The organism is Pelagibacterium sp. 26DY04, from assembly GCF_031202305.1.
Classification (GTDB): Bacteria; Pseudomonadota; Alphaproteobacteria; order Rhizobiales; family Devosiaceae; genus Pelagibacterium.
On the sequence record NZ_CP101731.1, the window covers coordinates 3,017,045 to 3,030,758 of the forward strand.

A 13,714-nucleotide genomic window follows, 5' to 3' on the forward strand; every position below is an offset into this window, starting at 1 on the left:
ATGACCACCATCACCACTTCTGCCGGTATTCGGTCGCCCAAGCGCCTTCCCATTTGGACCTTTGGGTATTTCGGTACCATCGTCTTCGCCAACATGATGCTGCTCTGGTTCGATCCGCGGTTCATCGCTGGCTCGGCCATTCCACCGGCGATCTTTGCCTCGGGCTTCGTGTTTGTTCTGCGCGACTTTGCCCAGCGGGAAATTGGCCATTTCGTGCTGATCGCCATCATCGCTGCGGCCGGAACCACCTTCTGGCTGGCCGGCCCAGAGGTCGCCATTCCCAGTGCCTCGGCGTTCCTCATCGCCGAGCTGGCCGATTGGGTCATTTACTCGGTGACCAGGCGCCCGATGTCGCAGCGTGTCGTGATCTCCTCGCTCATCAGCGTTCCCATGGATACGGCCGTGTTCTATGCCCTGCTCGACATCCTTGATCCGCTTTCGCTGATCCTGGGCATCGTCATCAAGCTCATCGGCACGCTGGTCTTCTGGGTCGGTCTGAAGTGGGTCGAAGCCAAGCAGGGGGACCTGTGATGACCGTCTATATCATCGGCCTCGAACAGCACGAGCAGCGCTATACGAGCGAATGGGCGACCACCTTGCCCAACCTCCTGAAGACGGCCCTTAACGATGCTGGCTCAACCGAAGATCTCCGTGTGGTGGAAGGCCACCACACGGTTCAAACCACCACCGAAGGGGCGTTCCTCAACTTTGCCGAGACCAACATCTTCAAGGCTGCGCAGATCGGCCAGATCGCTGAGCTATTCGCCCAGGGGCAGGTCGAGCCCGGCGATAGATTCCTGTTCACCGACGCGTGGCACCCTGGCGTGATCACCACGCGTTATATGAGCGATTTGCTCGGGGTGCCGGTCAAGCTCTTAGGTCTCTGGCATGCCGGTTCCTATGATCCGCACGACTTCCTCAGGCGCATTCCCGACACCACATGGGCACGGCATTTCGAACGTTCCCTGTTCCATGCACTCGACGTCAATTGCTTCGCTACCCAGTTCCACATCAACCTTTTCAAGTCGGAAATGGGCATCAAGGACGACGACCGCATCCTGCGGACTGGATGGCCGATGGAATACCTCCAGACCACGCTCGCGCCATTCCGGGATCGGCCCAAACGCAATCTTGTGCTGTTCCCCCATCGGCTCGCCCCAGAAAAGCAGGTCGAGATCTTCCGCGATCTGGCGGCGTCGTTTCCCGACTACGAGTTCCGCGTCTGTCAGGACACCCGACTGTCCAAGGGCGAATACCACCGGCTGCTGGGCGAGGCCACAATGGTCTTTTCGGCCAGCCTACAGGAAACCCTCGGTATCGGGCTCTATGAGGGTCTCCTGTGCGGGGCGGTGCCGTTTGCCCCCAACCGGCTCTCCTACAGCGAGATGTATCCGGACGAGTATCTCTACCCAAGCAAATGGACCGAAAGCTGGGACAGCTACGTCGAGCACAAACCGCTGCTGGAGAAGGCACTTCGTCAAGCTCTCGACAGCGCACCGAAAGCTTCAGCGGCATTGATCGGTGAGAAATACTTCAACGCGGATGAACTAATGGCGCATCTGATTTGACCAACCCGGACAGGCATGCATCGCTCCGGCGATGCATGTTTTGAGCGACCAGTTTGGCTATTCGGTTGTCGCTTTAGATGCCTTTTGAAGTCTGCTTCTGTGGATGGCTCCCGCATTGCAAGAGATAATTTGACTTTCTGGTGCGTTGACCGGTGCAGTATTCTGTCCGGCCTGTTGATGCAGCCACGAAAGGCTGCTGGCCCCTGATGGGGTCGGCGAACAAGGTCCCAATCTGGTTCTCAGGCTGTGATACCTCGGACAGTCCATGGTTTGTCCTTGTTCCCGGGCTCGGGCACTGACACCACTATACGATCTAAACCAGCAGATGCTCCATCATAGGATCAGCGATCACGACGAGCGGGCTGCCATCGCGGACATTGTCGGCAAGGTGAATGACGTCCTGATTGAGCATGCGGATACAGCCTGACGAAACTGCCCGACCGATGCTCCAGAACTCCGGATTGCCGTGAATGCGGTAGATTGTGTCGCGGTTGCCCTCGTGGATGTACAACGCGCGGGCGCCGAGGGGGTTATCAAGCCCTGGGGCCATGCCGCCGTTTGCGATACTGACCGGCTCAAGTTCAGGCTGGCGTGCCACCATCTCGTTGGGAGGATTCCAGCGCGGCCATTCCCGCTTGTAGGCAATATGCCTGCCCCGGCCCGCCCAGGAGAACCCATCTCTGCCAACACCCACACCATACCGGGTCGCGCGCCCACCCGAGCCCACATGATAGAGATATCGGTTCGGTGTATCGACTACCACCGTGCCGGCCCTCTCGGTTGTCGGATAGTCGACTTCGGTGCGCCACCATTTGGGGTCGACCTGCGACACGTCGACTTCCGGGATCGGAAACCGCTCATTAGCCATGGCGTAGTACATCGGAGGCGTTGGTGGCGCTGGCGGCGGCATAACCGGTTGAGCCATCTGCGGCCGCTGAACGGTCGATGCGCATCCTGCCATAGCCAGCGACGCCGCGCCCGCGAGGAATAAGCGACGACTGGGCAAACTTGCTTTGTCTTTCAACACAGCGGTACTTTCTTGCTGTTGGCGATCTCGCCGACGGTTTGGTTTTCTACCTTATGCCCAGCTTAAGGCTGCCCGCAGCTTTACAGTTTTTTTGCTCACTGCAATGCCGCCAGTTGCTCGTTCATCAGTTCGGGCGACACTTCCCCGGGATAAGTGGCCGAAATCGTGCCGTCGGCGTCGATGAAGAGCGTTGTCGGCAACCCGCGGGATTCATAGTGTCCAGAGGTCGACCAGTACGGGTCGAGAATGACGTGTTCGAGATCGAGGTTCTGGGCGGTCAGGAACTGTTCGATTTCAGATCGCCCCTCCCCCTGATTGACGAAGGCGAATGCAATGTCGGGATTATCTTGTGCTGCCTTGGCAAACATTGGCATCTCGCGCACGCAGGGCGGGCACCAGGTGGCCCATAGATTGATGACGAGTGGTTCGCCCTGAAACTGGGCAAGATTGATACGTTCGCCGTCTAAGGTTTCGAGGGCTGTTCGCGGGAGCGGCGCACCGGACGTCTGCTGGGAGAGCAGTAGGATAAATCCCCACAGGCCGAACCCGACAACGCCCGCAGCCGCAGTGCCGGCAAAGACCGGCAATCGGCGCGCCTTCCAGAGCGCGACACCCAGAAGGCCCAGGATGCTGCCCCAGATATTGAAGCCGCCCTGCCAAATGTAGAGAATGCGCAGCGGCTCTGGAGCGAAACTTTCAATGTGGAAGAGGACATGGACCAACCGTGCCCCGACACCTCCGGCCAGGATCATGGTCAGAGCGAGATCGCCGAGGGGGCGCTTGACGACCCGTCCGGCTGCGACCATGACGATGTAGAACGCCACGATGCCGACAATTGCGGCAAAACGCTCGGCCGAAAACAGTAGCGGGCCAAGGGCAATTGCATTCATTACAGCATTCCCGCTTCGAGGGCCTTTTCACGGAAATCAGTTACGCCGATTTCGCCAATCAGGCGTGTGCCTTCAACCTCAGCAGCATTGGCGTCGACATAAAGCAGTGTGGGTGGCCCATAGACCTGCAGCGCTTGCATGATCCTCTGGTCGCTAGGACTATTCTCTGTGACATCGACCTTGATGATTGCGGTATCGTTGAGCCCGGCCAGCGCCTCTGGACTGTCCCAGATCTCGCGTTCGATCACGGCGCAGGAAATACACCAATCGGCGGTGAAATAGACGATACGATTGTGACCTTGGGTGCTCGCGACCGCGTCGTCGAGCCCATCAAGGCCAGCGACCGTGAGTGTCCGTGTCTCACCCCCCGAACGCGCGGGCGCGATCCCTGCAAGCGGTTCGAGAGGGCTGGTGGCGCCCGTCGCTGCACCAAAGCCGAGCACACCGCCATAAGCCAGAGCCAACGCGCCGAGCGCCCCGCCGGCGAATCGCCACCCTGACCGTAGGGCGGGAATGAGCCAAAAGACATAGATGGCGATGCCGACGGCAAGCGCGGCCCATAAAGCCACCGCCACAGCTCCGGGAAGCGCTCGCTCGAGCATCCAGACAGCGGCTGCGATGAAGACAAACCCGAAGACATGCTTGACGCGCTCCATCCAGGCGCCAGCCCGCGGGAGCGCTTTGCCGCCCACGGTCCCGAAAATGATCAGCGGGATGCCCTTGCCCATGCCCAGGGCAAACAGCGCCGCCGCTCCCAGAACCGCATCACCGGTCTGTGCAATATAGATGAGCGCGGCGGCCAGAGGCGCAGTGACACAAGGGCCCACGATGAGAGCCGAAAGGAACCCCATAATTCCCGCGCCGGTAAAACCACCGCCGCCGCCGGAGCGTCGCGTGATTGCGGTCGTCCAGGACGAAGGCAATTGCAATTCAAATGCCCCGAACATCGAGGTTGCGAGAACAACGAACAGGACCGCAACGCCCCAAACCGCCCAGGGAGACTGCAACGCCATTTGCAGGTTTTGGCCCGACCAGGCGGCGGCGAGGCCGAGAAGGCCGAAAGCGGTGGCCATGCCCAGTACATAGGTCAGCGAAATCAGGAGGGCTTGTGTCGTTGAAAGTGTCTGGCCCGCCCGCGTCAGCGTACCCGCCAGAATGGGATACATGGGAAAGACGCATGGTGTGAAAGCCAGCGCAATACCAAAGAGCAGAAACCCGCCCAGGACGAAGAATGCCCCGCCCTGCTCCGCCAGTTGGGAAAGCAGTGCGCCGCCGGTATCCTGCGCGATAGTGATCGGCGAAGAAGCGGAGGCCTGGTTCCCGCCTGCGAGCATGCCGAAGCCAAGATCGTCCGAGAGGCTCAACGCCGCGACATCGAGGGTGCGGTTGACCGGGGGGTAGCAAATGCTGCCGTCCATACATCCCTGATACCGGATCGAAAGGGTATCAGCGTCATCGACCGGCACGACCGTGGTAAAGTCATCCCAGAGGGTTTCGGTGGTGCCGAAGGTCGGGTCCTCCGTAACCTCGCCATGCGGGAGGTCCAGCGCGATTGGCTGGTCGTCGGGACCGATCACTTCGATATGGTCCCGGTAGAGATAATAACCCTCCTCGATCTGCCAGGTCAGCGCGACACCTTCCTGCGCTGCATCTGCTGAGAGTATGAAGGCCTCGTCGACCCGTAGCGGCATGGCCTCCTGTGCCTGCCCGAGCGTAGCGAGCAAAAGAACTGGCAGGACGAAAAGAAACCGCAGTAGGGCCATGAGTTGCACTCCAGATGGGATAGGTGCCGGCTCTGTGGGCGGGCGAACTTAAGCGGAGCTTAAAGGAAGCGTGACGAGCACGCGTAGGCCATTGGGTCGAGCGTTTTCTATGTCGAGACTGCCATTGGCGCGCCTGACCGCGGCGTCAGCTATGGACAGGCCCAGCCCGCTTCCAAGTGCTGTCTTGTTGCGCCCACGGAAGAAATGGTCCTTGGCCTGAGCGATGTCGTCGCCGGCCATGCCGGCGCCCTCGTCAAGCACCGAGATGGCGACATGTTCAGCGCTGCGGGTGAGGGAAAAGGTTATCGTGCCGTCGTGCGGCGAATGGGCGATAGCGTTTTCCACTAGATTGCGAAAGATGAGATCGAAGTCGGTGGCGGCAATGAACAGGCCGACGCCATCAAGCTGATCGAGGCCAGTGATCGCGACGGTCTCGGGCAGGCTCATGGTGCTCAAAAGCGTGCGCAGGCTCTGTCCAGCGTCCTCGACGACCGGCGCCGTCGCATCGGCAGCAGCTTCGACCGCGGCGATAGCGAGAAGCTGGCTCACCATGCGCGACGTCCGGTCGACGCCCGAAACGATCTGTTCAAGTGCCTTTTGCCGAACGGCAGGGTCTTCGCTTCGAATAGCGATCTGGGCCTGGGTTTTGAGACCGGTGAGGGGCGTGCGCAATTCATGGGCCGCGAAAGCTGTGAAATTGCGCTCGCGCTCGCGGGCTTGGCGCACGCGGGCGAACAGCGCATTGAGAGCGCCAAGCATAGGCCGCACCTCACGCGGGCCCTCATCCTCGATCGCATCGAGTTCATCAGCACGTCGCCTCGCGAGATCGCCGGCAACCCTGTCGAGTGGCAGAAGGCCCCGATTGACCGCGACCAGAATGAGGCCCGCCATCAGCGGCAGCGTCAGACCGGCAGGGACGATCAAACCCGTGATGACGTCCTCGACAAGCCGTTCGCGCAGAGCGATGCTGTCGCCCACCAGAACACGGATACCGGTCTCGGCATCGGAGATGGCAAAGACGCGCCAGCGCTCTCCATCGATTTGGGTTTCGGCAAACCCGTCGTCGTGGGTGGACAGCGCCTCTTGCGGGGCTCCGTCCGAGCGCCCCACCATGGTGCCATCGAACGACCAGAGCTGGCAGGACAATTGTCGGTCATAGGGGATATGGGATGGCGCAGGCAGCATGTCGTCGACGACACCGGCCGCGTCAGCAACCATGATCTCGCGACTGGAGACGAGTGAGGATACCATGCGCCCTGCTTCGCTCAACCGCGCGTCGAGAACCCGCTCGACTTCGGCGCGGGTGCTGAAATAGATCCATCCCACGGCCGAAAGCCAGACCAGGCTCGTTGCGAGCATAAGGATGATAACGAGGCGCCCCCGGATCGAGGTCATGGGCATCGCCCCATACGATACCCCAGCCCTCTGATCGTCTCGACGGCGCATCGGCCAATCTTTTGTCGCAGATAGTGGATGTGCACCTCAATGGTGTTGCTTTCGACGTCCTCCTGCCAGCCATAGAGCTTTTCTTCGAGCTGGGATTTGGACTGAATGATCTCGGGCGATTGCATGAGCGCATGAAGAACCGAAAACTCGCGACGCGACAGCGCGACCGGTTGCTCTTTGACCTCGACCTGCATGGTGGCGGGATCGAGCGTGATGGCCTCCCAGACCAGACACGCGCTGGCGCGCCCATTGGAGCGGCGCACAAGAGCCCGCAGGCGCGCGGAAAGTTCATCAAGATCGAAGGGTTTGCCCAGATAGTCGTCCGCGCCCGCATCGAGCCCGGAAATTCGATCTGAAACCGTGTCTCGCGCGGTGAGAAGCAGGACCGCCTGGTTGTCGGCTCGGGCGCGCAACTCCCGCAAAAGGTCGATGCCTGACCCGTCGGGCAACATGATATCGAGCACGACTGCCGAAAAACTACCCGCGGTAAGGGCAGCGCGTGCCTCATCCAGTGTGGACGCGCCTTCGACCGAAAAGCCGGCAAGGTTCAGACCAGTCAAGAGACCGTCGTTGAGGATGGCATCGTCTTCAACCACCAGAATGCGCACGGGGTAACTCCTGTTCGGTGCGGTATCGATCTGCTTGCACAATGACAGCCTTAAGGCTGGCTTAAGGTGGCGCGCCGAGCGTCGTGACACTAGCACATGACAGGATTGCCTATGCCCAAGCAAATGACACGTCGCGACATCTATCGCCTTGCCCTTCTCGCCCCGGCCGCAGCTTTGGCAGCCTATGCCATTCCAGGCTTCGCGCAGGAAACCCAACTGCCGCCCAATCTCGATGTACTTTTCGGGACACCGGACACGCCCACTTTTGGCGGACCGGACACAAACGTTACAATGGTGGCGTTTCTCGACTACAATTGCCCCTTCTGCAAACGTAGCGCCCCCCATCTCAAGGCCCTGCGCGAGAGCGATCCCAAACTCAAGGTCATGTACAAGGACTGGCCAATCCTAACAGCAGCGTCTGTCTATGGCGGTCAGGCCGCACTTGCCGCGCACCGCAACGGACAGTATCTCGATGCCCATGACGCCCTGATGGGTATCGAGGGCATGCGTATTCCCGAAGAGCAGATGCGTGAGGCGCTTTTGGCCTCGCCTGTCGATATGGATGCCGTCGACGCAACGATCGAAAGCGACGGCGAGGCGCTGCTCGACCAATTGCGCCGCAACCTTGCTGAAGCCGAACAGGTCGGGATTACAGGAACGCCCGCCTATTTCATCGGCCCCTATTTCATCAACGGCGCCCTCGATCTCGACCAGTTCCGCGAAGCCGTGGCAGCGGCCCGCACAGAACTCGGCGTCTGATTGCTACCGCAGGGCCCGATGGGCGACAACATGCTTTGCGCAGGCTGAACGGAAAGAGCCGAAAATGAGTGAGTGGGACCGTCGATACGATCGCGCAGACTATGTTTTCGGCGAAGCACCGAACGCATTTCTGGCGAGCCACATCGACCGTGTCAAAGGGCACAGGCGCGCGCTCGCCGTGGCCGATGGCGAGGGACGGAATGGCGTAGGGCTGGCCGAACAGGGCCTTGCCGTCATGGCCATAGACAGCTCCTCGGTCGCCTTGAGAAAGGCGCAAGACCTCGCCAGTCGCCGCGGCGTCTCTCTGGAAACCCAGCACGTCGACATCGTCAATTATGAGTGGCCCGCCGAAGCGTTCGACCTCGTTGTGGCCATCTTCATTCAGTTTGCAGGGCCTGATCTGCGCGATGCGATGTTCAAAGGCATGATCAGGACGCTGACGCCCGGCGGCACACTGCTGATGCAGGGCTAGCCGCGTTCTTTCAGACATTGCGTGACCGATACATGGCCTTCTGAAGAGAGACCACTAAGGCTGCGATGGGCCGGCCAAGCGCGTGATGTGGTTTTCGCACTCTGGTCGGCACGTTTAGTAGTGGTCAGTGCCGTCGGGGCTTCTCATAAGCACACTCCTTGTGCCGTAGCAGCGCCCTCAAACAGCTCGACTATTATTATCAAAATCTCGCTTGCAAAAAAATGCAAGCGAGATTATATGCATGTCAACGGCGGGTTGAACTCGCTCCGAAACTGAATTTGAGGATAATTGTCTATGACTGCCAAACCCGAAGTGACCGGCTTTTTCGAGCCACGGACATGGTCGATCCAGTATGTGGTCGCCGATCCGGAAACGAAGAAATGCGCGATCGTCGATCCGGTCCTCGACTATGATGAAAAGTCCGGCGCGACCAATACGATCGAGGCCGACAAGATTTTGAAGTTTGTTTCCGAGAAGGGATACGAGGTCCAGTGGATCCTCGATACGCACCCGCATGCGGATCACTTCTCTGCCGCGCAATATCTCAAGGACAAGACCGGCGCTCCGACCGCGATCGGTGAGAAGGTGACCGAGGTCCAAAAGCTTTGGAAGGGCATCTACAATTGGCCCGACTTTCGGGCCAATGGCAGCCAGTGGGACAAGTTGTTTGCCGAGGGCGAGACGTTCAAGGTCGGCAATATCGATGCCCATGTGATGTTTTCGCCCGGCCACACGCTCGCCTCGATCACCTATGTGATTGGCGATGCGGCTTTTGTACACGACACGCTATTCATGCCCGATAGTGGCACAGCTCGCGCCGATTTCCCCGGCGGCAGCGCCAAGGCTCTTTGGACGTCGATCCAAGACATTCTCGCGCTACCGGACGAGACACGCATTTTCACGGGGCACGATTATCAACCCGGCGGGCGTGAGCCGAAATGGGAATCGACGGTTGCCGAGCAGAAGGCATCCAATACCCATATGTCGAAATGCAAGTCCGAGGCAGAGTTCGTCGCGGTGCGCAACGCGCGCGACAAGACGCTGCCAATGCCCAAGCTGATCCTGCACGCATTGCAGGTCAACACCAATGCCGGGCGGCTGCCCGAACCCGAAACCAACGGCAAGCGTTATCTGAAAATCCCGCTCAATGCGCTCGAAGGCGCATCATGGTGAGACGATGAGCGTTACAGAACTTTCCAAAGAAACCATCGCAATTAAGGAGAAGGCCGACGACGCGTCGGCCTTCCTGAAAAAGCTGGCCAATCGCGATCGACTATTGATCTGCTGTGCGTTGGTCGAGGGCGAACGCTCTGTGCGCGAGCTAGAGGATGCCCTCGATCTGCGCCAGCCCGGTCTTTCACAGCAACTTGCCGAACTGCGATCCGCCGACCTGATCGTCGGGCGCAAGGAGGGCAAGCAGGTCTTTTATTCCCTGGCCGATGCCCGCGTCGAGCGGTTCATCGCCACCATGTACGAGCTTTTCTGCGTCTAGCGCTTTCCCTCCGGAAAGCGCGATCTCAAGTCGTTTTGGGCACTTCAGTGAAGGGATCACCTCATGCTCAATGTCGGAACACCTGATCGCATCATCCGCATCGTTCTCGGCCTGGCTCTCATCGCGCTCCCCCTTGTTTTGGGCTGGGGTCAGGCAGCGATGATCATATCGATCGTCGTGGGCCTTGTCCTCATCGTCACGTCGCTTGTGCGCTTTTGCCCGCTCTATCGCCTGTTCAATCTCTCCACCTTCAGAAAGCAGTCTTGATGACGGAATTTACACCTCTGGTTTCCCTGTTCGGCGGCGCGCTGATCGGGCTCGCCGCCGTTATGCTCATGGCGTTCCATGGCCGCATCGCGGGCATGACCGGTATTGTCGCAGGCGTAATCCCACCCCTTGGTTCGGACTGGGCATGGCGCGCTGCATTTCTCGCCGGCGCCATCCTCGCCCCTGCCCTCATCGTGGCGTTTGCCGGTCGTGACGCCATCGGCTTTCATAGCCCCATGCCTGTCGAATGGCTCGTGGCGGGCGGCCTGATCGTTGGCATCGGCGTCACTTTCGGCGGCGGCTGCACCTCGGGCCACGGGGTATGCGGCATGGCACGCTTTTCCGTCCGCTCGGTCCTCGCCACGCTGACCTTCATGGCAACAACCGCCGCAACCGTATTCATCGTCCGTCACGTTCTTGGAGTGCTGTAATGCAGAAAGTTTTAGTCGCCGGCCTCATTGGACTGATTTTTGGCACGGGGATCGCTGTGTCCGGCATGGCCAACCCCGCCAAGGTTCTCAACTTCTTCGACTTCGCAGGAACCTGGGATCCATCCTTGGCCTTCGTGATGGGCGGCGCACTCGCAGTCACTGCAATCGGTTACTTTTTCATCCTCAAGCGCCCGGCACCGGTCTTTGACAAGACCTTTCACTTACCCACGCGCAAAGACATCGATGCACCGCTGCTTGCCGGCTCGGCCGTCTTCGGCATTGGTTGGGGCATCACCGGTTTCTGTCCGGGTGGTTCGATTCCCGCTCTGGGACTGGGCGAGCCAGACGCTCTGATTTTTGTCGCCGCGATGGTCGGCGGTCTCGTTCTGGCCCGCCTGGCCCGCAATACGCTTGGCAATCGCGCCAGTGCGCAGAAAGCCTGATCCGCAACAAGGAAATATCTGCCATGAACATCAAGACAATTAACGACCGCTTCGCAACGACCGGTCAGGTTCACCCCTCCGATATCGAAGGCATCAAGGCCAAAGGCTTTGTCGGTATCGTCTGTGCCCGTCCCGATAACGAAGAGGCAGGGCAGCCCGCCTATTCGGAAGTGGCTGCGGCCGCTCAAAAGGCAGGACTGAAAGCTGTCCATATTCCGGTCTCCGGTCCTCTAGGCGAAGGCCAAATCATCCAGTTTGAACAGGCGATGGCCGAGATGGATGGACCGGTCCTGGGCTACTGCCGCTCCGGTGCCCGTGCCGGCAGCCTTTATGCAACCTTGAACCGTTAGGCCGAAGCCATGATTGCCAAATACGTCCCCATTCTCAATTGGGGCAGACGCTATTCTCGTGACCGCTTCGGCCGTGACCTCACCGCAGCGGTGATCGTCACGATCATGCTGATCCCACAGTCTCTGGCCTACGCTTTGCTGGCGGGTCTGCCGCCAGAGGTCGGCCTCTACGCCTCGATCTTGCCGCTGTTGGGTTATGCCATCTTCGGCTCGTCCACGTCGCTGGCGGTAGGACCCGTTGCCGTTGTCTCGCTGATGACGGCGGCGGCGGTGGGGCGCATTGCAGCGGAGGGCACCACTGATTATGCCAGCGCTGCCATCGTTCTTGCACTGCTCTCCGGCGGGATCTTGGCCCTGATGGGGCTCTTCCGCCTCGGCTTTGTTGCCAACTTCCTCTCTCACCCCGTGATCGCCGGCTTCATCACAGCCTCCGGGCTGATCATCGCCACGAGCCAATTGGGCGGCCTGCTCGGTATCCAGACGCACGGCCACGCCATGCCCGAGCTTGTGGCGTCAATCCTTGAGCATCTGGGACAGATCAACCTCTATACGCTCGCAGTCGGCATGGCGTCGCTGGCCGTGCTCGCCTGGGTCCGGCTGGACATGAAAAAACGACTCTCGAGTTGGGGTGTGCCGTCAGCCATTGCAACCTTCCTGGTACGGGCCGCACCAGCAGTGGTTGTGCTCGCCGCCATAGCTGCATCTGCCGTGTTCGATCTGGGCGGCAAGGGTGTGGCGCTTGTAGGCCAGGTGCCGCAAGGCATTCCATTGCTCACCATTCCAAACGTTTCTATCGACCTCATCACCGTGTTGATCGGCCCGGCCTTCATCATTTCGATCGTAGGCTTTGTGGAGTCCATCTCCGTTGCTCAGACGCTGGCTGCCAAAAAGCGCGAACGTATTGATCCCGATCAGGAGCTAATGGGCTTGGGCGCCGCCAATATCTTTTCCGGACTCGGATCGGGCTATCCGGTCACCGGGGGCTTTGCCCGCTCGGTCGTCAATCATGACGCCGGTGCTGCAACGCCAGCTGCCGGTATCTTCACTGCGATCGGCATTGCCGTAGCCACCCTGTTGCTAACACCCTTCCTTGCCCTGCTGCCCAAAGCAACCCTTGCCGCAACGATCGTGGTGGCCGTCCTGGCGCTGGTGGATTTTTCGATCCTGAAAAAGACCTTCACCTATTCTAAGGCCGATTTCACCGCCGTTGCGACAACCCTCTTCGTCACCCTGATCTTCGGTGTCGAGATGGGGATCTCCCTCGGCGTCGCAGCCTCGATCCTGATCTTTCTCTATCGTACCTCGAAGCCGCACACCGCAGTCGTCGGTCGGGTGCCGGGCACCGAACACTTCCGCAATGTCCTACGTCACGATGTGGAAACCCGCCCCGACATCATCTCCTTGCGGGTTGATGAAAGCCTTTATTTCGCCAATGCGCGTTTTCTTGAAGACGTGATCCTGGAAAAGGTCACTGCCAATCCTGATACCCGTCACGTCATTCTGGTGTGCCCGGCGGTTAATGCCATCGACATGTCGGCTCTCGAGAGTCTAGAGGCCATCAACGAAAGGCTCAAAGACATGGGCATCGTGTTTCACCTCACCGAAGTGAAGGGGCCGGTCATGGATCGCTTGAAGCGTTCGGAATTTTTCGCGCATCTGACCGGGCGAGTTTTTCTGTCGCAGCATGAGGCAATCGATACCCTAAACAGTTCCGGCGAATGAAGCCCGGCCGATCAAGACGTTTGCGGATCATATCTTCAAAGGTTTAGTGGAGTGCGGACCGCGCTTACCTGCCCTTCGGACAACCTTTGATCCGGAGGCAATTGAACCATCACCTAGTCCATATTCTCCGAGTCAACGAAGCCGTGGCGCGGACAGAAACCATCACGTGGGTCCGCCACACAACTAACGGCCAATGGATCGACACGATCAATACACTCGCGCTCGCTCACGGGTGTCGCAGCGCAGGCAGAAGCGGCTCATGCCTTCTGGTCACATCATTCGCATCACTGAGTTGCTATTGGCCACCACCGCTTACATCGTCAGGTCGTACGACCACTTTTTGTGAGCTGCCAAATATACTACAAGGACCAGAGTAGGTCGCAAAGCCGACATAGTAGGGCCTGCGTGACTAATCGCAGCATCGGGATGTCGCCGTCAAACTGTGAATAGCCGGCATGGGGTTCGCCTGCTGACAC

General features: G+C 59.6%; 16 protein-coding genes. 11 read left to right on the forward strand and 5 right to left on the reverse strand.

The genetic code is table 11. The features are described from left to right. The gene (locus NO932_RS14900) at positions 1 to 531 is read left to right on the forward strand and encodes a hypothetical protein (RefSeq protein ID WP_309208078.1); all 531 of its coding nucleotides are present in this window, start codon (positions 1 to 3) and stop codon (positions 529 to 531) included. Next, the gene (locus NO932_RS14905; RefSeq protein WP_309208080.1) at positions 531 to 1,568 is read left to right on the forward strand and encodes a hypothetical protein; all 1,038 of its coding nucleotides are present in this window, start codon (positions 531 to 533) and stop codon (positions 1,566 to 1,568) included. Before NO932_RS14900 ends, NO932_RS14905 begins: the two co-directional genes overlap by 1 nt. Before the next feature lie 313 nt (positions 1,569 to 1,881). Here the strand turns inward: NO932_RS14905 and NO932_RS14910 are convergent, their stop codons facing one another. The 5 genes from NO932_RS14910 to NO932_RS14930 form a co-directional block, all read right to left on the reverse strand. Beyond that, positions 1,882 to 2,529, reverse strand: coding sequence for a L,D-transpeptidase (locus tag NO932_RS14910; protein WP_309211063.1), 648 nt, complete (start codon positions 2,527 to 2,529; stop codon positions 1,882 to 1,884). Between the two features lie 161 nt (positions 2,530 to 2,690). Further along, entirely contained in the window at positions 2,691 to 3,485 is a 795-nt protein-coding gene (locus NO932_RS14915) for a TlpA disulfide reductase family protein (RefSeq protein ID WP_309208081.1), read from the reverse strand. Then, the gene (gene dsbD, locus NO932_RS14920) at positions 3,485 to 5,248 is read right to left on the reverse strand and encodes a protein-disulfide reductase DsbD (protein WP_309208083.1); all 1,764 of its coding nucleotides are present in this window, start codon (positions 5,246 to 5,248) and stop codon (positions 3,485 to 3,487) included. The genes NO932_RS14915 and dsbD overlap by 1 nt, the downstream gene beginning before the upstream one ends. 48 nt (positions 5,249 to 5,296) lie before the next feature. Further along, entirely contained in the window at positions 5,297 to 6,643 is a 1,347-nt protein-coding gene (locus NO932_RS14925; RefSeq protein WP_309208085.1) for an ATP-binding protein, read from the reverse strand. Beyond that, entirely contained in the window at positions 6,640 to 7,302 is a 663-nt protein-coding gene (locus tag NO932_RS14930; RefSeq protein WP_309208086.1) for a response regulator, read from the reverse strand. The genes NO932_RS14925 and NO932_RS14930 overlap by 4 nt, the downstream gene beginning before the upstream one ends. A 111-nt stretch (positions 7,303 to 7,413) precedes the next feature. Here NO932_RS14930 and NO932_RS14935 point away from each other — a divergent pair, with 111 nt between their 5' ends. From NO932_RS14935 to NO932_RS14975, 9 genes are all read left to right on the forward strand, one after another. Next, a complete protein-coding gene (locus NO932_RS14935; protein WP_309208088.1) occupies positions 7,414 to 8,061 on the forward strand; it encodes a DsbA family protein in 648 nt (215 codons plus the stop codon). A gap of 64 nt (positions 8,062 to 8,125) precedes the next feature. Then, positions 8,126 to 8,533: a class I SAM-dependent methyltransferase gene (locus NO932_RS14940; protein ID WP_309208089.1), complete on the forward strand. Its 408-nt coding sequence runs from the start codon at positions 8,126 to 8,128 to the stop codon at positions 8,531 to 8,533. A gap of 294 nt (positions 8,534 to 8,827) precedes the next feature. Beyond that, positions 8,828 to 9,706, forward strand: coding sequence for an MBL fold metallo-hydrolase (locus tag NO932_RS14945; protein WP_309208091.1), 879 nt, complete (start codon positions 8,828 to 8,830; stop codon positions 9,704 to 9,706). Between the two features lie 4 nt (positions 9,707 to 9,710). Further along, on the forward strand, positions 9,711 to 10,025 hold the full coding sequence (locus tag NO932_RS14950) for a metalloregulator ArsR/SmtB family transcription factor (RefSeq protein WP_309208092.1): 315 nt from the start codon (positions 9,711 to 9,713) through the stop codon (positions 10,023 to 10,025). 63 nt (positions 10,026 to 10,088) lie between these two features. Next, a complete protein-coding gene (locus NO932_RS14955) occupies positions 10,089 to 10,292 on the forward strand; it encodes a DUF2892 domain-containing protein (RefSeq protein ID WP_309208093.1) in 204 nt (67 codons plus the stop codon). Further along, complete coding sequence (locus NO932_RS14960) at positions 10,292 to 10,723, forward strand: YeeE/YedE thiosulfate transporter family protein (RefSeq protein ID WP_309208094.1); 432 nt, start codon at positions 10,292 to 10,294, stop codon at positions 10,721 to 10,723. Before NO932_RS14955 ends, NO932_RS14960 begins: the two co-directional genes overlap by 1 nt. Next, the gene (locus NO932_RS14965; RefSeq protein ID WP_309208095.1) at positions 10,723 to 11,166 is read left to right on the forward strand and encodes a YeeE/YedE family protein; all 444 of its coding nucleotides are present in this window, start codon (positions 10,723 to 10,725) and stop codon (positions 11,164 to 11,166) included. Before NO932_RS14960 ends, NO932_RS14965 begins: the two co-directional genes overlap by 1 nt. A gap of 23 nt (positions 11,167 to 11,189) precedes the next feature. After that, entirely contained in the window at positions 11,190 to 11,516 is a 327-nt protein-coding gene (locus tag NO932_RS14970; RefSeq protein WP_309208096.1) for a TIGR01244 family sulfur transferase, read from the forward strand. Positions 11,517 to 11,525: 9 nt separating this feature from the next. Further along, entirely contained in the window at positions 11,526 to 13,238 is a 1,713-nt protein-coding gene (locus NO932_RS14975) for a sulfate permease (protein WP_309208097.1), read from the forward strand. Positions 13,239 to 13,714 lie beyond the last annotated feature (476 nt).